Here is a 24,335-nt window from a genome sequence, read left to right on the forward strand (position 1 = left end):
ATGCCGGATAATAACGGAATCATTCTACTTTATCATTCTGAAACCACCCCAATTCGCCGCCCAATGCGGCAACTTCGCCAATCACCATCAATGCCGGGCGGGGAGCTTCTGCGGCGAGTTCGGGCAGGTTTTTCAGACGGCCTGTCCGCACCTGCTGCTGTGGCAGCGTGCCGTTGGAAATCACCGCTACCGGCGTGTTTTCGCTGCGGCCGTATTCAATCAGTTTTTCGGCAATCAGCGAGGCTTGCAGTGTGCCCATATAAATCACCAGCGTCTGATTGCCCAGTGCCAGCGTGCGCCAGTCGGGCTGTTCGCCGTCGTGTTTGCTGTGGCCGGTAACAAACAGAGCGCTTTGGGCGCAGTCCCGGTGGGTCAGCGGAATACCGGCGTAGGCGGTTGCCCCCAAAGCGGCGGTAACGCCCGGTACGATGCGGTAAGGAATTCCGGCCTGCTTCAACACCTGCGCTTCCTCGCCGCCCCTGCCGAATACAAACGGATCGCCGCCTTTCAGCCGCACCACACGTCTGCCCGCCAAAGCGTGTTCCACCAGCAGGCGGTTGGTGGTTTCCTGCTGCACATGATGATTGCCCGCACGCTTACCAACGCTGATTTTCTCGGCATCTTGGCGCACCATCGCCATAATGCCGTCTGAAACCAGCGCATCGTAAAACACCACATCCGCCGCCTGAATTGCCTGCAGAGCGTGAATAGTCAGCAAACCCGGATCGCCGGGGCCGGCACCGACCAACACCACTTCGCCTTTTGCGGCTTGGAAACTGTCCAACTGCGTTACCAGTTCGGCTTCCGCAGCGGCGGTATTGTTCTGCGCCGCCAACGTGGCAAAGCGGCTGTCAAACAGGTTTTCCCAAAAACGGCGGCGGTTTTCCGTGCCGCTGATTTCGGCTTTGACCCGCTGCCGCCAACGTCCGGCAATTTCCGCCATTTTCCCGCTTTCCAACGGAATCAGCGTCTCAATCATCTGCCGCCATTTGCGTGCCAACACCGGTGCCGTACCGCCGCTGGAGACGGCGATTTTCATCGGGCTGCGGTCGATTACCGCCGGCACGATAAAGGAACATAAATCGGCGGTATCGACCGTATTGCAGAATTTTCCTTTGGCTTCGGCGGCACGGAATACCTGCTCGTTCAGGCTGCGGTTGTCGGTGGCGGCAACGGCTAAAAACACATCGTTTAAAAAATCTTCGTCAAACTGCCCGCCCAAATAAACGATTTTTCCCTCGTCCAACCATTGTGAAAACAGTGGATTCAGCCGCTCGGCCACCACCCGCACCTGCGCACCGGCACGCAGCAGCGCAGCAGCTTTGCGTTCGGCAACCGTTCCGGCACCGACCAGCAAGACAGGGCGGTTTTCAAGATGGGTAAAAATCGGATAATGGTTCATAGTAACTCGTTACGGGAAAGGGTCAGAATAGCGGCTATGCTACAGGCCGTCTGAAAAAAGCGGAAAGAATGGATTTTGCTTATCTTATGGGGTTTGGTTATATGTGGCTAAAATAAATGATTTTCTTTAAAAATAAATCGCTTATATCTATGATAACTGAGCGAATATTTCCATTATTCCAACTTTTATGGGATAACAAGCAGAATAAATTTAAAAATTCAGTACTGCGTTGTCTTGCTGTCTTGTATTGTTTTGGGGGGGTATTTCGCTATATTTTGGACGCACGGTTACGCTGAGCGGTAGATGGTCGGACAGTTTTTGCCAGTGCTTATCATTGTGAATCTGCGTGCTGACAATATCCAGATTGCGGGTATAAATGCGGTCGAGGCTGAGTAGGGGGAGGCGGGCGGGGAAGGTTTTGGGGTGGGTGCCGTTGCGGGAAAAGGCTTCGGTCAGCCCCAGCATATTGCCCAATAAGGGGGCGGATTTGTGCCGCCAGTCGTTAAAGTCGCCGGCGATAATCAGCGGGCTGTGTTCGTCGATATGGCGGCTGACGTAATCAAAAATGGTTTGATACTGTTTGCAGCGGTCGGGTTCGAGCAGATTTAAATGGGCGCACAGGCATACTAGCGGCTGTGTCCAGCCTTCGGGGTGGATTTCGCAATGCAGCATGCCTCTTTGTTCCCGTTTGTTGACGCTGATATTGAGGTTGTGGCGGGTGTCGATGGGTAGATGGCTGAGAATCGCATTGCCGTGGTGGCGTTGCGGGTAAACTGCATTTTTGCCGTAGCTGCGGTTAAACGACAGCCGTTCGCCGAGAAAATCATAATGCGGCAAATCGGGAAAATCTGCCAAGCGGCTGCTGCGCCCGCGGTGCTGCCCTTGGACTTCCTGAAGAAACAAAATATCAGAATCCAGCTGCTGCAAAGCCTCTGCCATATGCTCAAGCTGGACTTTCCGATTCAGGGCGGACATGCCTTTGTGCATATTGTAGGAAGTAACGGTAATCGCTCGCGGAAGCATGGGTTTGGTCTTTTGAGATACTTTACATGATTATGGTTGATTGGAATGATTTTGGTTTAACAGCCATAATTGTGCATATTTAGCAAATGTATAAAAACCATTCATTACTGAAATAATCAAACCCGCATAACCATCTAAGAATCCCCGTTTAAGAATGTAGGTTCGAAAAAAGGCTACAATACCCCGTAACAATGCACCTGCCGGATTACTGTATTTCCTATTTTTAAATTGCTGCGCCCAATCGTAAGCATAACGTTGCATTTTTATAATGTGTTGCCCCAGCGAAGAATAAGTTAAATGTACAATATCACCGTTAATATTTTCAATCTTCCAGCCTTCGGGAACAATCACTGATTCGTGTACTAAATCGTTGTTATACCGAGTATGGGTAACAGGATACATACGCACGACCCTGTCGGGATACCAGCCGCAATAGCGGATTTTTTTGCCGTACACAATAGTAGATCGGTTAAGGGTGTAAACGGTTTTCGGCTGAGTACCTTGGGAAAAAATCCGGCGGATACCGTTAACCGTTTCATTACTCAGCCGCTCGTCTGCGTCCAGCCACAATACCCATTCACTGCGGATAAATTCATGCGCTCGGTTGCGCTGTATTCCAAAACCTTGCCAGTCAGAAAAAACATGGCATGCTGCGCCGTATTGCTCTGCAATTTTGCAGGTAGCATCACTGCTTCCGGCATCGATGATTACAATCGGGCAATGTAACGGCTGCACGCTTTGCAGGCATTCGACAAGCATGGCTTCTTCGTTTTTGGTAATAATGGCAACTGTGAGCGGTAGTGCGGTATCGGAAATTGGATTCATATCAATCAGGCCGTCTGAAAATCGGTCAAACACATTCGGGCGTTCTATTTTACCCGATATCTGCTAAAGCAATGTATTTTTATTCCGAATATATGGACTTCTCGGGCAAAGTGGGCTATTGTTGCACCCGTGCCGGAGGCTTTGTGCCGGCGGTTGCAAAATCAGTATTTATTCGATGAAGAGGAGTCAGAGATGGCGGTTCGCATAGAACACGATCTGCTGGGTGAACGTGAGATTCCGGCGGAGGTTTATTGGGGTATCCACACGCTGCGGGCGGTGGAAAATTTTAAGATTTCAACGCAGAAAATTTCTGATGTGCCGCTGTTTGTGCGGGGCATGGTGATGGTGAAAAAGGCGACGGCGCAGGCCAACGGCGAGTTGGGGGCGGTGAAGCCTGAAATTGCAGCGGCGATTGAGCGTGCCTGTGATGAAATTTTGGAAAAAGGCCGCTGTCTCGACCAGTTTCCGTCTGACGTTTACCAAGGCGGGGCGGGTACTTCGGTGAATATGAACACCAATGAAGTGGTGGCGAATCTGGCTCTGGAACTGTTGGGCTATGAAAAAGGCCGCTATGATATTGTTAATCCGATGGATGATGTGAATGCCAGCCAATCGACCAATGATGCGTATCCGACCGGCTTCCGGCTGGCGGTGTATTACAGCGTGGGCGAATTGCTGGAAAAACTGGCGGTATTGAAAGCCTCGTTTGCCGCCAAAGCCGAGGAATTTAAAGATGTTTTGAAAATGGGGCGCACCCAGCTTCAAGATGCTGTGCCGATGACGGTCGGCCAAGAGTTTAAATCGTTTGAAGTGCTGCTGGAAGAGGAAATTTTAAACCTTGACCGCACCCGCCAGCTTTTGCTGGAAGTCAATCTCGGCGCAACGGCAATCGGCACCGGTGTGAACACGCCGAAAGGCTATGCGCCTTTGGTGGTGTCGAAACTGGCGGCAATCAGCGGTTTGAACTGTACGCTGACTTCCAATCTGATTGAGGCGACTTCCGACTGCGGCGCTTATGTGATGGTACACGGTGCTTTGAAACGCACGGCGGTGAAACTGTCGAAAATCTGCAATGACCTGCGCCTGCTCTCATCTGGCCCGCGTGCGGGTTTGAAAGAAATCAACTTGCCGGAATTGCAGGCGGGTTCTTCGATTATGCCGGCGAAAGTCAATCCGGTGATTCCCGAAGTGGTCAATCAAGTCTGCTTCAAGGTAATCGGCAACGATACCACTATTACGTTTGCCGCCGAAGCAGGCCAGCTTCAGTTGAACGTGATGGAGCCGGTGATTGCCCAATGTATGTTTGAAACCATTTCGCTGCTGGGCAATGCCTCGGTGAAACTGGCGGAAAAATGTGTGGACGGTATTACCGTAAACCGTGAAATCTGCGAGCGTTATGTGTTTAATTCCATCGGTTTGGTTACTTATCTCAATCCGTATATCGGCCATCACAACGGCGATATTATCGGCAAAATCTGCGCTCAAACCGGCAAAGGCGTGCGGGAAGTGGTGTTGGAACAAGGCTTGTTGAGCGAAGAAGAACTCGACCGGATTCTGTCGCCGCAAAACCTGATGAATCCGCATTCGTAAGTGCCGTAATCTACTGCAAAGGCCGTCTGAAAATCGCAAATACAGTTTTCAGACGGCCTCAAAACGTTTATTTTTCAAAAATATAATGAATCATACCCAATTTGCCCCCATTCTAATCAACTGGCAGCGGCAACACGGCCGCCGCAACCTACCTTGGCAGGTGCAAGACCCTTATCGGATTTGGCTTTCAGAAATCATGTTGCAGCAAACGCAGGTTGCCACCGTTTGCGGCTATTACCCCCGTTTTATCGAAAAATTCCCCACCGTAGCAGATCTGGCAGCGGCAGAGCAAGACGAAGTGTTGGCATTGTGGGCAGGCTTGGGCTATTACAGTCGGGCGCGCAATCTGCACAAAGCCGCCCGCCAAGTGGTAGAACAATTCGGCGGCCGCTTTCCGCAAAGCAGGCAGGAATTGGAAACCCTGTGCGGTGTTGGCAGAAGCACCGCCGCCGCCATTTCCGCCTTTGCCTTCGGGCAGCGGGAAACCATTTTAGACGGCAACGTCAAGCGTATTCTGTGCCGCATTTTCGCTCGGGACGGCAATCCGGCAGACAAAAAATTCGAGCAGTCGCTGTGGACACTCGCCGAAAGCCTGATGCCGTCTGAAAATCAGGATATGCCGGCTTATACGCAGGGATTGATGGATTTGGGTGCAACTGTTTGCAAACGCAGCAAGCCCTTGTGCGGCGAATGCCCGATGAGCAGCATGTGCGAAGCCAAAAAGCAAAACCGCATTGACGAATTGCCCCGCAGAAAAGCCGCCGTCAACGTGCAAACCCTCCCGCTTTATTGGCTGACCGTACGCAATCAGGACAACAAGATATGGCTGCACAAACGGGAGCAGGGCGGCATTTGGGGCGGGCTGTATTGCGTTCCCTGTTTTGAAAGCCTTGACGAACTGCACCGTTTTGCCGATGATTTGGGGCTGAATGAGGGCGATTTAAGCGAAGACACACCGTTTACCCACCGCCTGACCCACCGACTGTTATTGATTACACCGTTTACCGCCACTTGCCCGAATCCCCCGTTTTCAGACGGCCTGTGGGTCGCCCCGCAGGACTTGGCGGATTACGGCTTGCCCAAACCTTTGCAGGATTATTTGCATCGCAAGCAGGGAAGGTTGTTTTAGGATATATATATTAATACAACAATGCCGTCTGAAAACCGCAGTTTTCAGACGGCATATTGTTCAATATTCAAGCCAAAACGGTTTTAGTCTTCGGCTTTGCTGCGGATCACCAGCAGCGGCAGGTGGCTTTGACGCATTACGGTTTCGGCGAAGCTTCCCATTAAAAGGTGCATCAGACCGGTGCGGCCGTGTGTACCCAACACCAGCAAATCTGCGCCGTTGGCATCGGCATAGTCCACCAGTTCTTGAGCCATTTCCCGTGCGCCTTTGTTGGCAACCAGCAAATGCTTGACAATGTTGGCAACGCCTTCTTTTTGCGCCGCCTGTTCGGCAAATTCCAAAACTTCCGTACCCTGCGCCACAGCAGCGGCTTCGTAGCTGTCATGCTGCAGAAACTCGGGTGCCAGCGCCATGTATTCGGCAGGATTGGCAACGTGAACCAAAGTCAGACGGGCGTTATTGGCCTGAGCCAGGCTGGTGGCGTGTTTCAAGGCGTTCAATGAAGTTTCGCTACCATCGACTGCAACGACTAAATGTTTGTACATAGTATTCTCCTTGGAGGCAGTATCGGATTGGCCGCACAGCTTTATTGCGGACGGGCATTCTGATTATAGTCTGTCCGGCATGATTTGTACAACAGCCAAAAACGGCCCGATGGCTTACGCAGGCCTGTTTCTTCGTTATAATACGCTTTCGCATTCACACGCACGATTTTAATTGGACACAAGGTTGGTTTATGGCAGATATGGATTCTATGGTTTCCCGACGTTTCGGCGGCATTGCCCGTTTATACGGCAGCGGGGCATTGCAGCGTTTTCAAGAGGCGCATGTCTGCGTGGTTGGAGTCGGCGGGGTTGGTTCGTGGGGCGTGGAAGCCTTGGCACGCAGCGGCATCGGCAATCTAACGCTGATTGATTTGGACAATGTGGCGGAATCCAATATCAACCGCCAACTGCACGCTTTGAGCGACGATTTCGGTAAGCCAAAAGTCAGCGCGCTGCACGAGCGGATTGTGCAGATTAACCCCGAATGCAGGGTAACGGAAATCGAAGATTTTGTCGATGAAGACAATCTGGACACGCTTTTCAGACGGCCTTTTGATTTTGTAATCGATGCCATCGACCAAATCCGGGTCAAAGCCGCAATGGCAGATTATTTTGTGAAACACCGCCAACCGTTTATCTTGAGCGGCGGGGCGGGCGGACAGCGCAATCCGGCGCTGATTCAAACGGCGGATTTGAGCAAAGTTACCCACGATCCGCTGCTGGCAAATCTGCGATATACCCTGCGTAAAAAATACGGTTTCAGCCGGGATACCAAAGCAAAAATGCACGTTCCCTGCGTCTATTCGACTGAGAACATTACGCCGCCGCAAATAGAAGGCGGATGCGCCGTCGGCGAAGCGCCGCAGGGTTTGTCGTGCGCCGGTTACGGGGCCAGTATGCTGGTAACGGCAACTTTCGGCCTATATTGCGCCCAAGCCGCCATCGACTTTATCGCAGGTAAAAAATGAACCCGACCGCCACCGTTGCCGAACCGACCGTTGCATGGGTATTCGGCCAGCCCGTTACCGATTTGCCGCAAGATCTGTTTATTCCGCCCGATGCTTTGAAAGTGGTGTTGAGCAGCTTTCAAGGGCCGCTGGATTTGCTGCTGTATTTAATCCGCAAGCAGAATATTGATGTTTTGGATATTCCGATGGTGAAAATCACCGAGCAATATCTGCACTATATCGCCCAGATGGAAAGCTATCAGTTTGATTTGGCGGCAGAATATCTGCTGATGGCGGCAGTATTGATTGAAATCAAATCACGTCTGCTGTTGCCCCGCACCGAAGCGCCGGAAGAAGAGGAAGCCGACCCGAGGGCAGAATTGGTGCGCCGCCTGCTGGCATACGAACAGATGAAACTGGCCGCTCAGGGTTTGGATGCTTTGCCGAGGGCGGGGCGGGATTTCGCATGGGCGTATTTACCGCTGGAAATCGCCGCCGAAGCCAAATTGCCGGAAGTCTATACCGCCGATTTAACGCAGGCGTGGCTGGGCATTCTGTCCCGTGCCAAACACACCCGCAGCCACGAAGTGATACGGGAAGCCATTTCCGTGCGGGCGCAGATGACTTCGATTTTACGCAGGCTCAATGAGGGCGGAAGCTGTCCGTTTCACGCTCTGTTCAAGCCCGAACAGGGCAGGGCGTATGTGGTGGTAAACTTTATCGCCCTGCTGGAACTGGCAAAAGAAGGCTTGGTGCGGATTGTGCAGAACGAGCAGTTCGGCAGCATCGAAATCCATCTCAAAAACGAACAAAACGCCGCCTGATTTTTACCGAACTCACCCCAAAATCACACTTTTCAGACGGCATCGCCCGAAAAATCGTGTACACTTACGGCAGTTTGCCAAAAAAGAAGAGAATAGAGCCATGACCGAGCGAGCGCCCATCATTCAATCGCTGCTGGACACCGATTTATACAAATTCACCATGCTGCAGGTGATTCTGCACCAATTTCCGCAAACCCACAGCGTGTACGAATTCCGTTGCCGCAACCAAGAAACCGACTATCCGCTAGCAGAAATCCAACAGGAATTAGAGTGGGAATTAGATGCACTCTGTCAGCTGCGTTTTCAGGAAGACGAGCTGGACTATCTGCGCAGCCTGCGCTTTATCCGCAGCGATTTTGTCGATTATCTCGAACTGTTCCAACTCAAACGCCGCTTTGTCAAAATCAGCCCCGACGAACAAGGCCGTCTGAATATCCGCATCGAAGGCCCGATGGTGCAGGCGATGTTTTTTGAAATCTTCATTCTCGCCATCGTCAACGAACTCTACTTCCGCCGCTTGGAAACCCCCGAAATTCTCGCCGAAGGCGAACGCCGCCTGCAAATAAAAGTAGCGCAGCTGCACGAAATCGCCAAGCAGCAAAACCCCGCAGACCCACCGTTTGTTATCTCCGACTTCGGCACCCGCCGCCGCTATACCCGAGCATGGCAGGAACACGTTGTGCGCACCCTCCTTGCCGCCGAACCCGACATCGTACGCGGCACCAGCAACGTTTATCTGGCAAAAAAACTCAACATTACCCCCATCGGCACCATGGCGCACGAGTTCCTACAAGCCTTCCAAGCCCTTGACGTACGCCTGCGCAACTTCCAAAAAGCCGCCCTTGAAGCCTGGGTACACGAATACCGAGGCGACCTCGGCATCGCCCTGACCGATGTAGTCGGCATGGACGCATTCTTGGTCGATTTCGACCTCTATTTCGCCAAACTCTTCGACGGCCTGCGCCACGACAGTGGCGACCCGTATATTTGGGGCGACAAAGCCTACCGCCACTACCAAAAACTCAAAATCGACAGCCGCACCAAAATGCTTACCTTTTCAGACGGCCTCAACATCGAAAAATCTTGGGCGCTGCACCAATATTTCAAAGACCGCTTCAAAACCAGCTTCGGCATCGGCACCAACCTCACCAACGACTTAGGCCACACCCCGCTGAACATCGTCTTGAAACTGGTCGAATGCAACCGCCAATCCGTCGCCAAACTCTCCGACTCCCCCGGCAAAACCATGACCAACAACCGCACCTTCCTCGCCTATCTGCGGCAGGTGTTCAATGTTCCGGAGCAGGGGGAAACGGAAAACGGGAAGTAAATTCAGGCAATAAAAAAGACGGTTCACAATCGAACCGTCTTTTTTCAACTATATTCTTAAAAATAACCCGCTTTTTTACGTTCTTCCATCGCTGCTTCGGAAACCCGGTCGTCCATGCGGGTGGCGCTGCGTTCGGAGATGGTTGCCGTAGCGGTTTCGGCGATGATGTCTTCCGGTGTGGCGGCGGTGCTGGCAACGGGGCAGGTGCAGGAAATATCGCCGACGGTGCGGAAGCGGACATCTCGGATTTCGGATACTTCGCCGTCCCGTTTCGGTGTCAGCGGCGTAACCGGAACCAGCAGGCCGTTGCGTTCGACTACTTCCCGTTGGTGGGTGTAGTAAATCGGCGGCAGGGCGAGTTGTTCTCGGGCGATGTATTGCCAGATGTCGAGTTCCGTCCAGTTGGAAATCGGGAAGACACGCATATTTTCGCCGGGGAACAGGCGGGTGTTGTAGAGCGACCATAATTCGGGGCGCTGGTTTTTCGGGTCCCATTGGCCGAATTCGTCGCGGAACGAGAAAATCCGCTCTTTGGCACGGGCTTTTTCTTCATCTCGGCGTGCGCCGCCCATCAGTGCGTCAAACCCTTGTTCTTCAATGGTTTCTACCAAAGTAACGGCTTGAGCGGCATTGCGGGAATCGGTTTCCCGACGCAAAACGACCGTGCCTTTTTTGATGGAGTCTTCCACGCTTCCGACCACCAGCTGCACGCCGGTGCGGGCAACAGTTTCATCACGGAACTGAATCACTTCGGGGTAATTGTGTCCGGTATCGACGTGCAGCAGCTTGAACGGCAGTTTCAGCGGACGGCCTTCCAACTGAAAGGCTTTAACCGCCAGCGCCAGCAGCACAACCGAATCTTTACCGCCGGAAAACAGCAGCGCCGGATTTTTCGCTTCGGCAATCACTTCACGGATAATGTGGATAGACTCGGCTTCCAGCCAGTTGAGATGGTGGTTTTGGATAGACATGGTATTCGGCTCTTTAGTGGAATAAGAAATGGCATTACTGTAATCATGCCGTCTGAAAAAGGGAAAGAATGGTTTGTTTGTTAGAAAGATGATTTTGTTATATCGGTTTATTTCCGGTTGAAAAAATGCTTTTGATGCCGTCTGAAAATGGGTTTTCAGACGGCATTATCGGTGATATCGTGAATTAACCTAATAATCCATACAGTTTTTAAACAAGGCGTAGATACTATAAGCCCCCCAACAAATCAAGCCTTATCCAGACACATTTTCGCATAGCGTTCTTCGTTAAAGGGTTGTTGGTACTTCAATACAGATTGGGCAATGGTTACGAGTTTACGCATCAGAGCCACAATCACGGCTTTTTTCGCCAGTTTATTACGCTCCAGCAAGCGTTGGACAAACGAGCTGTAAATACTGTCCTTATATTTGCCAAAGCAAAACGACACGGCCGGCATATAGAGTATCTTCCTCAAATCACTCTGTCCGATACGGGAGATACCGACCCGCTTATCTACACTCGTTCCCGATTGTCTGACCATCGGGGTCAGTCCGGCATAGGTCGCAGCAGCCCTTCCGTTTTTAAACCGAGTGCCGTCGCCCAGTATGGCGAGCAGCCAACAGGCTGTGGTTTTGCCGATGGCGGGAATACTGCTCAACAGACGATGGTTGTGTTTCAACTGATCGTCCTGTTTCACCAACTGATGAATATGCGTTTCAACGGTTTTGACTTCGCACTCAAGAAAAGCAATCAGACGTTCGGACGAAGCCATTGCATACTCGTCCAACAGCATCTGCAGCCGGACTTTTTCTTTGGTCAGCGCTGTTTTTAAATGTTCGAGATGACGAAGTTGGCGCAATAAGGCTTTTTCGTTATTGCCCTTCGGTTGCCACAGGTCAAACTCATGAACATAGCTTTCGGCTAAGCGGGCAAGTAATTTGGCATCCGCTTTGTCGGTTTTGGAACGTAAGTTCAAACCTTTGGCAAAGTTGGCGGCACATTTGGGATTAATCACGACTACCGAATGTCCGGCCGCATATAAGTATTCGCACAACCTTTCGTGATAGACGTTTGTCGCTTCCATCACGATATAGAGCGGCTTATCCGAAAAGCTGTTCAGCCATTCGCTCAAAGCAGCAAAACCTTGCGGATGGTTCTCAAACTGGTGGTGTTGATACACTTTTGCGGATTTTTTAACCGCAACATCGAACTTTAACTTGGCAATATCGATGCCGATAAAATAAAATGGGGTGTCCATCATGCTCCTAACCTTGTGAATGCAGACTATGCACAGCATGTCTATGATACTATTCGGGGTGTTTGGACATTGAAAACAGGCTTTTATCTACGTCGCGGGCTTTGAAGCCCAAGGTTGGCGTACAACTCTGTTTTCAATCCCGCCCCTGATAGCTGCTTCTGTCGGGGGCTTTTTATTTTATCTTGTGGGTGGTGTTTCTTATACAAGGTTGGGTCGAGACCCAACATGATTTAAAACATAAGATTTTGTTGGGTTACGCTCGTGCCTCGCTAATCACAACCTACGCCTGCTTCTGTACAAGCCAGTAAGCTAATGCCACCTGCACACTGTCCCCCGTCCCGCTGGCGGGAAGGGGTTAGGGGGAAGGGTGGCTCGCTGCGGTGTCATATTTTTTTAGGTTAATTAACTATATATTTCCGAAAACAGACTGTTTTAAAAAAAGAAAAACCGATTTCTTTGTCGTTTTTCCCCATATTCGTTTTCCTGCTTGATTTTCTCAAAAAATCGGTTAAAATCCGCTTCTTGAAAAGATAATGATTTTTATTTATTAATGTATTATCTGTTCAAAAAGACATTTTTATTTTAATAAAAGGATTTTTTTATGCTGAAACCAAACAAACTTTTAGTGGCTTCTATCTTGCTGGCTGCTGCGCCGCTGCTTTATGCCAAGCCGGTTCAGGTTACGGATATTTTAAACCGCAAGGTAACGGTGGATTTGCCGGCCAAGCGGGTGGTGTTGGGCTTTTATTATCAGGACTATATGGCGGTCGGCGGTAATAAGGCGCTGGATAATGTGGTCGGTTTTTCTAAAAAAGTGTGGTCGGGCTGGGCGCCGGCAAGCTGGGAATTGTTCAGCAAGGCTGTGCCGAAGTTGAATCAGCTTGCGGACATCGGCGAAGTGGAAGAAGGGACTTTCTCGGTAGAAAAAGTATTGTCGCTGAATCCTGATTTGCTGGTGTTGGCGGATTGGCAATATAAGGCGCTGGGTTCGGATTTGGACAAGATTACCAAAGCCGGTATTCCGGTTGTGGTGTTGGACTACAATGCGCAAACTTTGGCCAAGCATGTACGTTCTACCGAGATTTTGGGCCAACTGACCGGCCAGCCGCAGCGTGCGAAACAGATTTCGGGCGAATATCAAAAAGCGGTGCAGCAGATTCAGCAGCGGGTGCGTACTGCAAAACAGCCTAAGCCGAAAGTGTATGCGGAATTCGGTCGCGGCGGTCCGAACGATCAGGGCGTAACCTTTTATTCGAGCATGTGGGGTTCGATGATTAATCTGGTGGGTGCGCAGAATATTGCACCGAGTTCGATAGGCGCTTGGGGTGCATTGAGTGCGGAACAAGTGCTGGCAACCAAACCGGATACCGTGATTATCACCGGCCGTGAAACCGAGTTGAAGAAAAATCAGGAAGGCATGGTGATGGGCTTCAATATCACGCCGTCTGAAGCGCAACGCCGTTTGGCGGGCTTTACCAAACGTGCCGGTTGGTCGGCATTGCCGGCGGTGAAAAACCAACGGGTCTTCGGTGCATATCACGCCAATTCCCGTTCGATGTCGGACGTGGCTTCGGTGCAGTTTGTCGCAAAAGCGGCCTATCCTGAATTATTTAAGGATTTGAACCCGACCAAAACCTATACCGATTTCTACCGTAAATACTTGCCGGTTGTGCCGAGCGGTACATTCTATATCCAACTGGCGAAATAAGGTCGGGCGGTTCGGATATGGAAAACGCTTTGAACCGCGACAACATTATCCGTCAACAGCGTTTGCTGGAACGTAAACGCTGTTTGATTTTATTGTTGTTTGCTTTGGCCGGTCTGACCGGTCTGGTGTTTGATATTGTTACCGGCCCGTCTATGTTGCCGGTGTCGGAAGTGGTGAAATCGCTGTTGGGCATGGAAGTGGCGGACGAGATGACGCACACGATTGTGTTCGAATTGCGTTTGCCGATTGCGCTGATGGCGCTGGCGGTGGGGGCGACTTTGGGCGTAGGCGGGGCGGAAATTCAAACGCTGTTGAATAATCCGATGGCAAGCCCGTACACTTTGGGTTTGGCAGCGGCGGCCGGTTTCGGCGCTTCGGTGGTGATTGCCTTCGGCAGCTTTGGTTTGCCGCTGCAATATGCCGTACCGATCGGCGCATTTTTAATGACCATGCTGGCGGCGGCGGTATTGTTTGCATTTGCTTCGGCACGCCGTTTCACTTCGGCAACGCTGGTGCTGGTCGGCATTGCCCTGCTGTTTATCTTCCAATCGCTGCTGTCGCTGGTGCAGTTTATCTCAGCACCGGAAATTTCGCAGCAGATTCTGTTTTGGCTGTTCGGCAATCTGAACAAGGCAACTTGGGAACATTTGGCGGTGTTGTGCATCGTCAGCGCCTTTTGCCTGACCCTGCTGCTGAAAGACAGTTGGAAACTGACTGCTCTGCGTTTGGGCGAAGAGCGGGCGGCAAGTCTGGGCATCAATTTGGTGGCGCTGCGCTTTAAAACGCTGGTGTTGGTGGCAATGATGACGGCGACCGCCATCAGTTTTGTCGGCATTATCGGCTTTATCGGTCTGGTTGCGCCGCACATCGCCCGTATGCTCTTGGGAGAAGACCAACGCTTTTTCCTACCCGGCGCAATGTTGATGGGCGCAGCATTTTTATCGCTTTCATCAGTATTGTCCAAAGTGATTATTCCGGGGGCGCTGTTTCCGGTGGGGATTGTAACCTCGTTTGTCGGCGTACCGTTTTTCTTCTGGATTATTTGGAGTAAACGCTGATGGATACGCTGTATATCAACGACTTAACCGTCCGTCGGGGCAGCCTGACGGTTTCAGACGGCATCAGTCTGGCGTTTGAAGCGGGCAAGGTTTACACCGTGCTGGGGCCGAACGGCACCGGCAAATCTTCGCTGATTAAAACCGTTTTCGGCGAATTGCCGTATCAGGGCGAAATCCGCTTTAATCAGGAAACACTGAGCCGCAGCCGTTTGGCAGACTGGCGGCAGCGTATCGGCTATATGCCGCAAGACAGCCATGTCGAAGCTGCGCTGACCGCTTTGGAAGTGGTGCTGCTCGGGCAGATGGACGCACTGCATATGCACGTCGGCGACACGCTGCTGCAGGAAGCCGCCGATTTAATGGCGCAGCTCAATATCGGCCATCTGGCGCACCGCCCGATTACCGGTTTGAGCGGCGGGCAGAGGCAACTGGTGATGTTTGCCCAAGTATTGATGCGCAAACCGAAAATCCTGTTGCTGGACGAACCGGTCAGCGCCTTGGATATGCACCACCAGCTCAACCTGCTCGAACAAGTGTGCCGCTATACCCGTAACCACAATTTAATCACCATGATGGTGTTGCACGATTTGAGCTTGGCAGGCCAGTTTTCAGACGGCCTGATCATGCTCGGCAACGGCAAAGTGCAGGCGCAGGGCGATGCACAAACGGTTTTGCAGGCAGACTTAATCAGCCGCCTGTATCAAATCGAAGTCGAACTGCTGCAATGCAGCCAAGGCTTGCCGGTTGTCCGCCCGCAACGCCGGAAAACCGAATCATCATCATAAGGAAACCAAATGAAATACCTACTCGCCGCCCTGATGATGGGCGCTTCGCTGGCCGCATCGGCCGCCAACCACGAAATCAAAATGCTGAATGCCGGCAAAGACGGCACCATGGTGTTCGAGCCGGGCGTGCTGAAAGCCGCTCCCGGCGATACCGTAACCTTTAAAGCCGCTTCCGCCGGACATTTCGTACAAAGCAAAGCCGTACCGAACGGGGCGAAAGACTTCACTTCCGAAGAAGACGAAAATTTCACCGTCAAACTGGATAAAGAAGGCGTGTACGTCTATATCTGTCCGCCGCACCGCACCATGAATATGGCGGGCATTATCCAAGTCGGCAAAGCCGTGAACCGAGCGGAAGCGGAAGCCGCCGTTGCCGAGCTTGAAAAACGGGCAACCGTCAATCAAGGCCGTCTGAAAACCTATCTGCAACAAATCAAATAATGCTGACCATTACCACCTGTTGCCAATATCCCGAACCGCCTGCAACCCTGATTGCCGTACAACAGCGTTTGCAGGCACTCGGCATCGACACCGCATTCGACACTTGGCAAAACCGCCCGCAAAGCCCGTATCTGCTCCCTTTGTGCGCATGGGATTACAGTGAGCAGCCGGAGGCTTTCCGCCATTGGTTGTACGCAGCACAGGCAGCGGGCAGCCGTTTTGCCAATGCGCCCGATTTGATGATGTGGAACAGCGACAAACGCTATCTCTGCGATTTGGCGGCACAAGGCGTTGATGTGATTCCCAGTCTGTATCTCGAACACGCCGATCGGGAAAACCTTGCCCGCATCATGCGGCAAAATGCTTGGCAGCAGGCGGTTATCAAACCCGCAGTCGGGCAGAGCGGCAAACAGGTGCAGAAAATCAGCCCTGCGCACATGCCCGCAGACTGTTCCGCCTACCGCAACGGCATGATGATTCAGCCCTATATCGCCGAAACCGCCGGCGGCGGCGAAATCTGCATGGTATTTTTTCAGGGGCAATACAGTCATGCCGTCCGCCGCCAGCCGCCGCAGGGCGAATGGCGGGCCAACTCCGCTTACGGTGTCGCCATTTTGCCGTATCAACCGGCAGAACACATCATCGCCGCCGCCCAAGCCGTTGTGCAGAAATTACCCGAATTGCCGCTCTACGCCCGAGTGGACGGCACATTAATCGGGCAAAACCTGCTGCTGAACGAATTGGAATTGATCGAACCGAGCCTGTATCTCGACCAAGCTGCAGGCGCAGTCGAACGCTTTGTTCAGGCAGTGGCGGAATGGGTAGCACGTTAAATCGGTATATAAGCCGTCTGAAAACCGATTTTCAGACGGCATTCTTTCATGAAAAAACGGCTAAAGTGAACTCACGATAAATTTCTTTAAAAACAAAGCGGTTAATAATCTATGTTGTTTGGTTTACAAAACTTACCGCAAATGGGATTTATTTTTAAATTAACTGTCGATAAAATGCCCCGCAATCCGCTGCACAAAGGTTCGCCTGCGGCGGGAAACCAAGGTTAAATTTCAAAAAGGATTGAAGAATGAAACTGTTATCCGCCATTGTGTTGTCTTCTCTGGTTGCCGTAAGCGGTACAGCCGCAGCAGCGCAAAAAACAGCCAACACCAAATCTGTGCAATACAGTTGCCAGCAGGGTAAAAAAGTCAAAGTAACTTATGCGTTCAACAAACAAGGCTTGCCGACTTATGCTTCTGCGTATGTAAACGGCAAAGTACGCACCATGCCGATCAACCTGAACCACTCCAATTCAGTGGATACCATCTTCGGTCAGGAAGATTCCTACATGCTGAACAGCAACTATCTGGACAGCAAAAACTACCGCAAATCTTCCATTATGATTACTGCGCCGGACAACCAGATTGTGTATAAAGGCTGTTCAGCCCGAGGTTAATAGCAATTGTTCCGATTCAGGCCGTCTGAAAAGCGATTTTCAGACGGCTTCTGCTTTTGGGCGGCTTTTTCCGTTATAATTCCGCATTGCCCGCTGCGGGCGTTTTCTAAAAGTAAGCACCATGACGCAACGCCAAATTATTCTCGATACCGAAACCACAGGCCTGTATGCCGACAACGGCGACCGGCTGGTGGAATTTGCCGGTTTGGAAATGATCAACCGCCAAATGACCGACCAAACCCTGCATTTATACGTCCACCCCGAACGGGATATGCCCGAAGAAGCGGCAAAAGTCCACGGCCTGACGATTGAAGTATTGGAAGCCAAAAATGCGCCGCCGTTTGCCGAAGTCGGGCAGCAGATTGCCGATTTTCTGCGGGGGGCGGAACTGATTATTCACAATGCCAAATTCGATGTCGGCTTTCTGGATATGGAATTCGAGCGTATGGGCTTGCCGAGTATCGAAGATTTGGGCTGCAAAGTAACCGATACGCTGACAATGGCACGGGAAATGTTCCCTGGGCAGAAAGCCAGTTTGGACGCATTGTGCAACCGGTTTTCAGTCGATAGAAGCAAACGGGTGTTTCACGGCGCACTAATTGACTGCGAACTGTTGGGCGAAGTCTATCTGGCGATGACCCGCCGGCAATTCGACCTGATGGGCGGGGCGCAGAGCGAAGACGAGCAGGCGGGCAAACCGCAGGCAGTGGCAGAAACCGTGCGCACAGGCCGTCTGAAAGTGATTGCCGCTTCCGCCGAAGAATTGGCGGCACACGAACAATATCTTGATGAGCTGGGTGAAGGCTGCGTATGGCGTGCCGCAGCGAAAACGCAGGCATAAAGGGCGGCATATGAACCACAGGCAGAACATCGTGCTGATTCCGGCGGCGGGCAGCGGCAGCCGTTTCGGCGCAGCCAAACCCAAGCAATATATCGAAATCAACGGCAAAACCGTGTTGCAGCACACCGTGGACATTTTCGAGCGGCAGCCGCAGATTGCACGGATTGCAGTGATTGTTTCCCCCGATTGCGCAGCAGAATTTGCCCGTTTTCAGACGGCCTCGGCGAAAACGCAGATATTTGCCGTCGGCGGCGACACTCGGGCGCAGACCGTGAAAAACGGCGTTGATACGCTGCTGGCACAAGGTCTGGCGCAGCCTGACGACAATATTCTGGTACACGATGCCGCCCGCTGCTGCTTGCCGCCCGAAGCCTTGCAGCGTTTGCTGGCAACAGCCGCCGACCGCCCCGAAGGCGGCATTTTGGCAGTTCCCGTCGCCGATACACTGAAACGGGGGCAGAGCGGTGCCATCGCCGCCACCGTTGACCGCAGCGGCCTTTGGCAGGCGCAGACACCTCAGCTGTTCCGTGCAGCGCTGTTGCAGCAGGCACTGTCTGTTTCCGATTTAAACGGCATTACCGATGAAGCCTCGGCAGTCGAAAAACTGGGCGTGCGGCCTCTGTTGGTGGCGGGCGACATCCGAAATCTGAAACTGACTTTGCCGCAAGACGAATATTTAGTGCGGCTGCTGCTGAATGCGGCCGAACAGGTCGTCTGAAAATCCGCTTTATCCGTTTTTCAGACGGCATAACGCCAAATATTTTATTCAAAAGTGATTGATTAGGAATAGATTTTATGAATATCCGAATCGGGCAGGGCTATGATGTCCACCAACTGGTCGAAGGCCGAAAACTGATTTTGGGCGGCGTAACCATACCGTTTGAAAAAGGCCTGCTCGGGCATTCCGATGCCGATGCCCTGCTGCATGCTATTACCGATGCCCTGTTGGGCGCAGCCGCCTTGGGCGACATCGGCAAACTGTTTCCCGATACGGCGGCAGAACACAAAGATGCCGACAGCCGTGTGCTGCTGCGGGCAGCTTATCAGGCCGTGCAGAAACAGGGTTGGGCGGTCGCCAATGTGGACAGCACGATTATTGCCCAACAGCCGAAACTGCGGCCGCATATCGATGCCATGCGGGCCAATATCGCCGCCGATTTAGGCTTGGACATCGGTGCAGTCAATGTTAAAGGCAAAACCAATGAAAAACTCGGCTATCTGGGACGCATGGAAGCGATTGAGGCGCAGGCGGTGGTGTTGCTGGTGCATAATGGTGCCGGAAAATAACACTTTCAACAGAGGCGGCAAAAATGGTATAGTTTTCCATCTTTACACGATATTGCATTCGCCTCACCATCAGGTACGGAATTTAAAGGGATAAAAGGAACACACTATGGCAACTCAAGACGATTTGAAACGCATTGCGGCGGAAAAAGCCGTTGAATTTGTACCCGAAAACGAATATATCGGCATCGGCACCGGCTCGACCATCAATTTTTTTATTGAAGCCTTGGGTAAAAGCGGCAAAAAAATCAAAGGCGCAGTGTCCACCTCCAAAAAATCCAGCGAGCTGCTGGCGCAATACGGCATTGAAGAAGTTTCGCTCAACGATGTAAACGGTTTGGCGGTGTATATTGACGGTGCCGACGAAGTCAATCATGTTTTGCAGATGATTAAAGGCGGCGGCGGTGCGCATTTGAATGAAAAAATCGTTGCCAGCGCTTCAGAAAAATTCATTTGCATTGCCGACGAGAGCAAATACGTTTCCCGTTTGGGCAAATTTCCATTGCCGGTAGAAGTGATTCCCCATGCCCGTTCGCTGGTGTCCCGCAAACTGCTGGCGATGGGCGGCCAACCCGAACTGCGTGTCGGTTTTACCACGTTTAACGGCAACCAGATTGTCGATGTCCACAATCTGAAAATCGATCAGCCGGTCAGCATGGAAGACACCATCAACCGCATTGTCGGCGTGGTGGAAAACGGCATTTTCGGCCACGATGCCGCCGACGTGCTGATTTTGGGTACGGCGCAGGGCGCAAAAGTGATTTTGCCGGGTCAGGAATAAGCCGGACGCAGAATGAATCACCCGTAAAGCGGATTTTCAGACGGCCTTTGGAGTAGGAAATACATGTTGAAACGCTTGGCAGCGCTGTTGGCTGTCGCAGGCGCATTGGGCGTTGGCGGCGAATATGCCGGCTGGTTTCGTGCCGCCGTGCCTTTGTTGGAAAAAATAGCGGGCGTTGGTGCCGGTCAGGGGATAAGCGAATGGCTGACAGTAATTCGGCAGTTGGTTCCCGAAAGCGAAGCGGCAGCAGAGCGCAGCCGCAGCGAACGCCCCGCCAAAACCGGAAAATACAGTTACAGCGGCACAGTCAGCCGTGTTCACGACGGCGACACGCTGCATGTCATCGACAATAGCGGTAAAAAACACAAAATCCGTATGGCGTATATCGATGCGCCCGAAATCGATCAGGCATACGGCACAGAATCCCGCAACCGCCTGCGCTCGGCAGCGCTGGATAAAAAAGTGCGGGTAAAAGTATTGGAAACCGACCGCTATCAGCGGGAAGTGGCGCAGGTGCTGCAGGGGCAGACCGATTTGAATTTAATGCAGCTCCAAGAAGGCGCAGCGTGGCATTATCAGGCGTATGCCAAAAAACAGCAAAACCGTTTGGCATTTGCCGATTACGCCGCCGCCGAAAAAGCCGCAAAAAACAAACGCAAAGGCCTGTGGCGCAAACATAATCCGACCGCGCCGTGGGATTTCCGCAAACAGAAAAACGCCCAACCGCAAAACGGCGGCAGCCGCCATTGGTACGGCTGGTAACATCCGAGAAAGAGCATGGCCATGCCTACGCTGTTGATTATCCGCCCCGAAGGGCGGGCAGAAAAAGAGCGGCAGATTTGCGCTCAGGCAGGCTGGCGGCCGCTGGTACTCAGCCCGATTGACATTGTGGCAGATACGGTGGCACTGGCAGAATTGCCGCAGCAGCTGGCGCAGGCCGATGCCATGTTTTGGGTCAGTCCGAGCGCCGTTGAAACCGCTTCACCGGTATTGAATGCCGCACTTGCAGACCAAACCCGTTTTTCAGACGGCCTACCGCCGCAGATTACTGTCGGCAAAGCCAGCCGCCAAGCATTGGCGAACTATATAACAGACGAAATTCATTGTCCGGAAGCGGGCAACGACAGCGAAGCCGTATTGCGGCTACCGTTGTGGCAAACCTTGCCGAAAGGCGCAACGGTGTTGATTGTCCGGGGGCAGGGCGGCCGCAATCTGTTGGCAGATACCTTGCGGGCGCAGGGTTTTCGGGTTGAGTTTGCCGAAATCTACCGCAGGGAAAACCGGCAGCTCAACTGGCAAAACTTCGATACCGCCGATATTGCCGCCGCCTACATCACATCGGTCGGGCAGGTGGAAGCGCTGTTTGCACAAATTCCGCCGCCGCTCGCCCGATTTTTCAAAAACTTGCTATACTTCACCCATCACCCCCGCATTGCCGCCGCTTTGGCGCAGGCGGGAGCAGAACAGATAAAAGTGGTTGCGGCGCTGGATGCCGCAGCTTTGCAAACCGTCCGACACGGAGCGAATATGAGTTCATCAGAAAACCTACCTGAAAACAAACGTCCTGATTCAAGCGCAGCAGCGCAGAAGCCGTCTGAAAAGCCGAATAATCCGCAGCCGTCCGCAGCGGCCGAACAAGGAAACACCATGTCGAAACAAGAACAGCCTGTACAGGCAGCCCAGCCGGTGGTGATCCGCCAATCATCGGGCAAAGGTTTGGCCGCCGGTGCGCTGGTGCTGGCGGTTTTGGGTTTGGGGGCGAGCGGATTTTTATTCGTTCAGGGGCAAAACGTCTTGAAAAACCAAGAGTTGGCGTTTTCCCAAAAAATCAGCAATGCTGCTTTGGGCGAATCGGAAAACGCTGCGCTGCTGAAAGACAACCTCAACCGCCAAACCGTTATTCAGGCTGAATTGGCACGTTTGGGCGACGGCCAGAAAGCCAACGGCGAACAAATCGCCCAAGCCCGTGCCGCTTATCAGGAATTGGTGAAAGGGCGGGTAAACTGGCTGGTGGACGAAGCCGAAACCATGATTAACATTGCCGCCCAGCAGTTGCAGCTTTCAGGCAATGTGCAGGGGGCAGTCGGCGTGTTGGAACACATCAACGAGCGTTTGAGCCGTTTCGATCAGCCTGATTTGTTGCCGATCAAACAGGCGGTCAGCAACGATCTGGCAGCCTTGAAAAACCGTCCTTATGTCGATGTATCGGGTACGGCGCTGCGCTTGGACCGTTTAGAAACCGCCGTTGCCGGTTTGCCGCTGATGGTGGACGGCGTACTCAAACCGGGTGCAGCCGAACCTGTGGCGGCCGACACCGCCGCTTCATGGTGGGAAAACGCTTGGCAGAAATCATGGGATGCTGTGAAAAATCTGGTGGAAATCCGCCATCTCGACAACAACGATGCCATGTTGCTGGCACCGGAACAGATTTACTTTATCCGTGAAAACCTGCGCCTGCGCCTGCTGGATGCCCGCACCGCATTGCTACAGCAAAACGGCGAAGTGTTCCAAAGCGATTTGAACAATGTTGAAGCTACGGTCAAACAATATTTCGACAAAAATTCACCCGCCACCCAATCGTGGCTGAAAGAAATTGCCGAACTGAAAACCTTGGACGTGCGCACCGTTGCCGATGATGCGCTGAAAGCCAGCTTGGCGGCGGTTCATAATTATCAGGACGATGTGAAAATGCGCCGCAGTGCCGCCCAAGCCGAAACCTTGCCTGCAGAGCAGGCGGCTTCGGAGGAAGCGGCTTCCGCACCGGCCGCCGCTTCCGGTGAAGCATCAGAATCCGCCAAAGGCGGCGTAGAAGCGCCGCAGTTGCCGTCTGAAAAGAAAGCCTCGGAAGCCTCGCCGGCCAAAGCGCCGAAAGCTGATGCCGTTAAAGGGGAAAAAGCATGAAGAGCGTGGTTTGGATTGTCGTATTATTCGCCGCCGCCATCGGTTTGGCGCTGGCCTCGGGCATTTACAGCGGCAACGTCTATGTAGTGGTCGAACAGACCATGCTGCGCATGAACCTGCACGCCTTTATTTTGGGCTTGGTGTTGGCGGTGGTGGTGCTGTATCTCTTGGTCAAACTGCTGGCGGGGATTTTAAACGTACCCGGCAGAATGCAGCGTTTCGGTTCAGCACGCAAAGGCCGTCGGGCTGCGGCAAATTTGAACCGTGCCGGATTGTCGTATTTTGAAGGACGGTTTGAGAAAGCCGAACAGGAAGCAGCCAAAGTTTTGGCCAATAAAGAAGCGGGCGACAACCGTGTGCTGGCGCTGATGTTGGGCGCACATGCCGCCGATCAGATGGACAATCTCGAACTGCGCGACCGCTATCTGCAGGATATTGAATTATTGCCGAAAAAACAGCAGCTTTCCCGCTATCTGCTGCTGGCAGAATCCGCTTTAGGACGGCAGAATTATCCGACTGTGGAACACAATCTGACTGCAGCGGCGCAAATCAATCCCAAGCTGACCCGCTTGGTACGCCTGCAGTTGCGTTATGCGTTTGACCGGGGCAACGCTTTGGAAGTATTGGATAAAGCGGAAAAACTGGCCAAAGCAGGTGCAATCAACGATTTTGAAGCCGAGCAATACCGAACTTGGGCATACCGCCGCCTGCTGGCGCTGGCAAGTGATGCCGACAGCCTGAAATCCTGTCTGAAACGCATTCCCGAAAGCATGAAAAACGGCGAATTGTGCGTAGCAGTGGCAGAGAAATACGCCCGCTTGGGTCTGTATGCGCAGGCAGTGAAATGGGTCGGCCATTATTATCCGCAAACCCACCAAACCGAGCTGCTCGGCCCGTTTGTCGAAAGCGTGCGCTATCTCAACGATCGGGAACAGCAAAAAGCCATCGACCTTGCCGATTCATGGCTGAAAACCCGTCCCGACAACGCCCAGTTGTTGCTGTATCTCGGTCAGTTGGCATACGGCAGACAATTATGGGGCAAGGCGCAGGGCTATCTGGAAGCCAGTTTGGCACTGACCCCGAGCGTATCCGCCCATCTGGCGCTGGCACGGGTGTTTGACGAAACCGACCAGCCGGAAAAAGCGGAACAGCAGCGCCGTCAGGTACTCGACAGCGTGGTTGATGAAGAATCACTGCACGGCGAAGTAAAAACCGCCGATTAATCAATACCCAAGCCGTCTGAA

At 52.5% G+C, this 24,335-nt stretch carries 24 protein-coding genes and 1 pseudogene; 19 read left to right on the forward strand and 6 right to left on the reverse strand.

Annotated features, from left to right (window positions below; translation table 11 throughout):
• Nucleotides 1–19: 19 nt before the first annotated feature.
• From cysG to PJU73_RS03565, 3 genes are all read right to left on the reverse strand, one after another.
• Nucleotides 20–1,402 carry a siroheme synthase CysG gene (cysG, locus tag PJU73_RS03555; protein WP_237091610.1) on the reverse strand — a complete coding sequence of 461 codons (1,383 nt, stop codon included), beginning with the start codon at nt 1,400–1,402 and terminating at the stop codon, nt 20–22.
• A gap of 210 nt (nt 1,403–1,612) precedes the next feature.
• Nucleotides 1,613–2,425: an endonuclease/exonuclease/phosphatase family protein gene (locus PJU73_RS03560; RefSeq protein ID WP_237091611.1), complete on the reverse strand. Its 813-nt coding sequence runs from the start codon at nt 2,423–2,425 to the stop codon at nt 1,613–1,615.
• Between the two features lie 30 nt (nt 2,426–2,455).
• Nucleotides 2,456–3,250, reverse strand: a complete 795-nt coding sequence (locus PJU73_RS03565) for a glycosyltransferase family 2 protein (protein WP_237091612.1) — start codon at nt 3,248–3,250, stop codon at nt 2,456–2,458.
• Between the two features lie 192 nt (nt 3,251–3,442).
• On the opposite strand from PJU73_RS03565, the gene aspA reads away from it, so the two are divergent.
• Together aspA and mutY are read left to right on the forward strand one after the other, a co-directional pair.
• Complete coding sequence (gene aspA / locus PJU73_RS03570) at nt 3,443–4,840, forward strand: aspartate ammonia-lyase (protein ID WP_237091613.1); 1,398 nt, start codon at nt 3,443–3,445, stop codon at nt 4,838–4,840.
• Between the two features lie 85 nt (nt 4,841–4,925).
• On the forward strand, nt 4,926–5,969 hold the full coding sequence (mutY, locus tag PJU73_RS03575; RefSeq protein WP_237091614.1) for an A/G-specific adenine glycosylase: 1,044 nt from the start codon (nt 4,926–4,928) through the stop codon (nt 5,967–5,969).
• An 83-nt stretch (nt 5,970–6,052) separates the two neighbouring features.
• Here mutY and PJU73_RS03580 read toward each other — a convergent pair whose 3' ends face one another.
• The gene (locus PJU73_RS03580) at nt 6,053–6,514 is read right to left on the reverse strand and encodes a universal stress protein (protein ID WP_237091615.1); all 462 of its coding nucleotides are present in this window, start codon (nt 6,512–6,514) and stop codon (nt 6,053–6,055) included.
• Nucleotides 6,515–6,705: 191 nt separating this feature from the next.
• On the opposite strand from PJU73_RS03580, the gene PJU73_RS03585 reads away from it, so the two are divergent.
• The 3 genes from PJU73_RS03585 (at nt 6,706) to pncB (ending at nt 9,615) form a co-directional block, all read left to right on the forward strand.
• Nucleotides 6,706–7,482, forward strand: a complete 777-nt coding sequence (locus PJU73_RS03585) for a tRNA threonylcarbamoyladenosine dehydratase (RefSeq protein WP_237091616.1) — start codon at nt 6,706–6,708, stop codon at nt 7,480–7,482.
• Nucleotides 7,479–8,285, forward strand: a complete 807-nt coding sequence (locus tag PJU73_RS03590; RefSeq protein ID WP_237091617.1) for a segregation and condensation protein A — start codon at nt 7,479–7,481, stop codon at nt 8,283–8,285. Before PJU73_RS03585 ends, PJU73_RS03590 begins: the two co-directional genes overlap by 4 nt.
• A 100-nt stretch (nt 8,286–8,385) precedes the next feature.
• A complete protein-coding gene (gene pncB / locus PJU73_RS03595) occupies nt 8,386–9,615 on the forward strand; it encodes a nicotinate phosphoribosyltransferase (protein ID WP_237091618.1) in 1,230 nt (409 codons plus the stop codon).
• A 56-nt stretch (nt 9,616–9,671) separates the two neighbouring features.
• Here pncB and cysD read toward each other — a convergent pair whose 3' ends face one another.
• On the reverse strand, nt 9,672–10,586 hold the full coding sequence (cysD, locus tag PJU73_RS03600; RefSeq protein WP_237091619.1) for a sulfate adenylyltransferase subunit CysD: 915 nt from the start codon (nt 10,584–10,586) through the stop codon (nt 9,672–9,674).
• 245 nt (nt 10,587–10,831) lie between these two features.
• Nucleotides 10,832–11,845, reverse strand: a complete 1,014-nt coding sequence (locus PJU73_RS03605; RefSeq protein ID WP_272607598.1) for an IS110 family RNA-guided transposase — start codon at nt 11,843–11,845, stop codon at nt 10,832–10,834.
• A gap of 598 nt (nt 11,846–12,443) precedes the next feature.
• Here PJU73_RS03605 and PJU73_RS03610 point away from each other — a divergent pair.
• From PJU73_RS03610 to PJU73_RS03675, 14 genes and pseudogenes are all read left to right on the forward strand, one after another.
• Complete coding sequence (locus tag PJU73_RS03610) at nt 12,444–13,550, forward strand: ABC transporter substrate-binding protein (protein ID WP_237091489.1); 1,107 nt, start codon at nt 12,444–12,446, stop codon at nt 13,548–13,550.
• A 17-nt stretch (nt 13,551–13,567) separates the two neighbouring features.
• A complete protein-coding gene (locus PJU73_RS03615) occupies nt 13,568–14,608 on the forward strand; it encodes a FecCD family ABC transporter permease (protein WP_237091488.1) in 1,041 nt (346 codons plus the stop codon).
• Nucleotides 14,608–15,393 (forward strand): ABC transporter ATP-binding protein, encoded by a 786-nt coding sequence (locus PJU73_RS03620; RefSeq protein WP_237091487.1) that lies wholly within the window; start codon nt 14,608–14,610, stop codon nt 15,391–15,393. The genes PJU73_RS03615 and PJU73_RS03620 overlap by 1 nt, the downstream gene beginning before the upstream one ends.
• A gap of 9 nt (nt 15,394–15,402) precedes the next feature.
• Entirely contained in the window at nt 15,403–15,834 is a 432-nt protein-coding gene (locus tag PJU73_RS03625; RefSeq protein WP_237091486.1) for a plastocyanin/azurin family copper-binding protein, read from the forward strand.
• Nucleotides 15,834–16,667, forward strand: coding sequence for an ATP-grasp domain-containing protein (locus PJU73_RS03630; RefSeq protein WP_237091485.1), 834 nt, complete (start codon nt 15,834–15,836; stop codon nt 16,665–16,667). Before PJU73_RS03625 ends, PJU73_RS03630 begins: the two co-directional genes overlap by 1 nt.
• A 248-nt stretch (nt 16,668–16,915) precedes the next feature.
• The gene (locus tag PJU73_RS03635; RefSeq protein WP_237091484.1) at nt 16,916–17,284 is read left to right on the forward strand and encodes an ACP-like domain-containing protein; all 369 of its coding nucleotides are present in this window, start codon (nt 16,916–16,918) and stop codon (nt 17,282–17,284) included.
• 121 nt (nt 17,285–17,405) lie between these two features.
• Nucleotides 17,406–18,125, forward strand: coding sequence for a DNA polymerase III subunit epsilon (gene dnaQ, locus PJU73_RS03640; protein WP_237091483.1), 720 nt, complete (start codon nt 17,406–17,408; stop codon nt 18,123–18,125).
• A 10-nt stretch (nt 18,126–18,135) separates the two neighbouring features.
• A complete protein-coding gene (gene ispD, locus PJU73_RS03645) occupies nt 18,136–18,843 on the forward strand; it encodes a 2-C-methyl-D-erythritol 4-phosphate cytidylyltransferase (RefSeq protein WP_237091482.1) in 708 nt (235 codons plus the stop codon).
• Nucleotides 18,844–18,920: 77 nt separating this feature from the next.
• On the forward strand, nt 18,921–19,412 hold the full coding sequence (ispF, locus tag PJU73_RS03650) for a 2-C-methyl-D-erythritol 2,4-cyclodiphosphate synthase (RefSeq protein WP_237091481.1): 492 nt from the start codon (nt 18,921–18,923) through the stop codon (nt 19,410–19,412).
• Between the two features lie 106 nt (nt 19,413–19,518).
• A complete protein-coding gene (gene rpiA / locus PJU73_RS03655) occupies nt 19,519–20,190 on the forward strand; it encodes a ribose-5-phosphate isomerase RpiA (protein WP_237091480.1) in 672 nt (223 codons plus the stop codon).
• Nucleotides 20,191–20,253: 63 nt separating this feature from the next.
• Nucleotides 20,254–20,952 (forward strand): thermonuclease family protein, encoded by a 699-nt coding sequence (locus PJU73_RS03660; RefSeq protein ID WP_237091479.1) that lies wholly within the window; start codon nt 20,254–20,256, stop codon nt 20,950–20,952.
• Nucleotides 20,953–20,973: 21 nt separating this feature from the next.
• A pseudogene (locus PJU73_RS03665) lies at nt 20,974–21,684 on the forward strand (uroporphyrinogen-III synthase); the annotation flags it as partial.
• A gap of 33 nt (nt 21,685–21,717) precedes the next feature.
• Nucleotides 21,718–23,091 (forward strand): uroporphyrinogen-III C-methyltransferase, encoded by a 1,374-nt coding sequence (locus PJU73_RS03670; protein ID WP_371871504.1) that lies wholly within the window; start codon nt 21,718–21,720, stop codon nt 23,089–23,091.
• On the forward strand, nt 23,088–24,314 hold the full coding sequence (locus tag PJU73_RS03675) for a heme biosynthesis HemY N-terminal domain-containing protein (protein WP_237091478.1): 1,227 nt from the start codon (nt 23,088–23,090) through the stop codon (nt 24,312–24,314). Before PJU73_RS03670 ends, PJU73_RS03675 begins: the two co-directional genes overlap by 4 nt.
• Nucleotides 24,315–24,335: the final 21 nt, after the last annotated feature.

The sequence above is a fragment of the Neisseria lisongii genome (assembly GCF_028463985.1).
GTDB lineage: Bacteria > Pseudomonadota > Gammaproteobacteria > Burkholderiales > Neisseriaceae > Neisseria > Neisseria lisongii.

Excerpts from the sequence above, each read along its gene's own strand:
- PJU73_RS03560 (WP_237091611.1), bottom strand. The coding sequence starts at position 2,425 with ATGCTTCCGCGAGCGATTACCGTTACTTCCTACAATATGCACAAAGGC.
- PJU73_RS03615 (WP_237091488.1), top strand. The coding sequence starts at position 13,568 with ATGGAAAACGCTTTGAACCGCGACAACATTATCCGTCAACAGCGTTTG.
- PJU73_RS03635 (WP_237091484.1), top strand. The coding sequence starts at position 16,916 with ATGAAACTGTTATCCGCCATTGTGTTGTCTTCTCTGGTTGCCGTAAGC.
- PJU73_RS03660 (WP_237091479.1), top strand. The coding sequence starts at position 20,254 with ATGTTGAAACGCTTGGCAGCGCTGTTGGCTGTCGCAGGCGCATTGGGC.
- rpiA (WP_237091480.1), top strand. The coding sequence starts at position 19,519 with ATGGCAACTCAAGACGATTTGAAACGCATTGCGGCGGAAAAAGCCGTT.
- PJU73_RS03610 (WP_237091489.1), top strand. The coding sequence starts at position 12,444 with ATGCTGAAACCAAACAAACTTTTAGTGGCTTCTATCTTGCTGGCTGCT.
- PJU73_RS03605 (WP_272607598.1), bottom strand. The coding sequence starts at position 11,845 with ATGATGGACACCCCATTTTATTTTATCGGCATCGATATTGCCAAGTTA.
- PJU73_RS03565 (WP_237091612.1), bottom strand. The coding sequence starts at position 3,250 with ATGAATCCAATTTCCGATACCGCACTACCGCTCACAGTTGCCATTATT.
- PJU73_RS03585 (WP_237091616.1), top strand. The coding sequence starts at position 6,706 with ATGGCAGATATGGATTCTATGGTTTCCCGACGTTTCGGCGGCATTGCC.
- PJU73_RS03580 (WP_237091615.1), bottom strand. The coding sequence starts at position 6,514 with ATGTACAAACATTTAGTCGTTGCAGTCGATGGTAGCGAAACTTCATTG.
- dnaQ (WP_237091483.1), top strand. The coding sequence starts at position 17,406 with ATGACGCAACGCCAAATTATTCTCGATACCGAAACCACAGGCCTGTAT.
- PJU73_RS03630 (WP_237091485.1), top strand. The coding sequence starts at position 15,834 with ATGCTGACCATTACCACCTGTTGCCAATATCCCGAACCGCCTGCAACC.
- cysG (WP_237091610.1), bottom strand. The coding sequence starts at position 1,402 with ATGAACCATTATCCGATTTTTACCCATCTTGAAAACCGCCCTGTCTTG.
- PJU73_RS03675 (WP_237091478.1), top strand. The coding sequence starts at position 23,088 with ATGAAGAGCGTGGTTTGGATTGTCGTATTATTCGCCGCCGCCATCGGT.
- mutY (WP_237091614.1), top strand. The coding sequence starts at position 4,926 with ATGAATCATACCCAATTTGCCCCCATTCTAATCAACTGGCAGCGGCAA.
- aspA (WP_237091613.1), top strand. The coding sequence starts at position 3,443 with ATGGCGGTTCGCATAGAACACGATCTGCTGGGTGAACGTGAGATTCCG.
- PJU73_RS03670 (WP_371871504.1), top strand. The coding sequence starts at position 21,718 with ATGAGTTCATCAGAAAACCTACCTGAAAACAAACGTCCTGATTCAAGC.
- pncB (WP_237091618.1), top strand. The coding sequence starts at position 8,386 with ATGACCGAGCGAGCGCCCATCATTCAATCGCTGCTGGACACCGATTTA.
- PJU73_RS03625 (WP_237091486.1), top strand. The coding sequence starts at position 15,403 with ATGAAATACCTACTCGCCGCCCTGATGATGGGCGCTTCGCTGGCCGCA.
- ispD (WP_237091482.1), top strand. The coding sequence starts at position 18,136 with ATGAACCACAGGCAGAACATCGTGCTGATTCCGGCGGCGGGCAGCGGC.
- PJU73_RS03590 (WP_237091617.1), top strand. The coding sequence starts at position 7,479 with ATGAACCCGACCGCCACCGTTGCCGAACCGACCGTTGCATGGGTATTC.
- PJU73_RS03620 (WP_237091487.1), top strand. The coding sequence starts at position 14,608 with ATGGATACGCTGTATATCAACGACTTAACCGTCCGTCGGGGCAGCCTG.
- ispF (WP_237091481.1), top strand. The coding sequence starts at position 18,921 with ATGAATATCCGAATCGGGCAGGGCTATGATGTCCACCAACTGGTCGAA.
- cysD (WP_237091619.1), bottom strand. The coding sequence starts at position 10,586 with ATGTCTATCCAAAACCACCATCTCAACTGGCTGGAAGCCGAGTCTATC.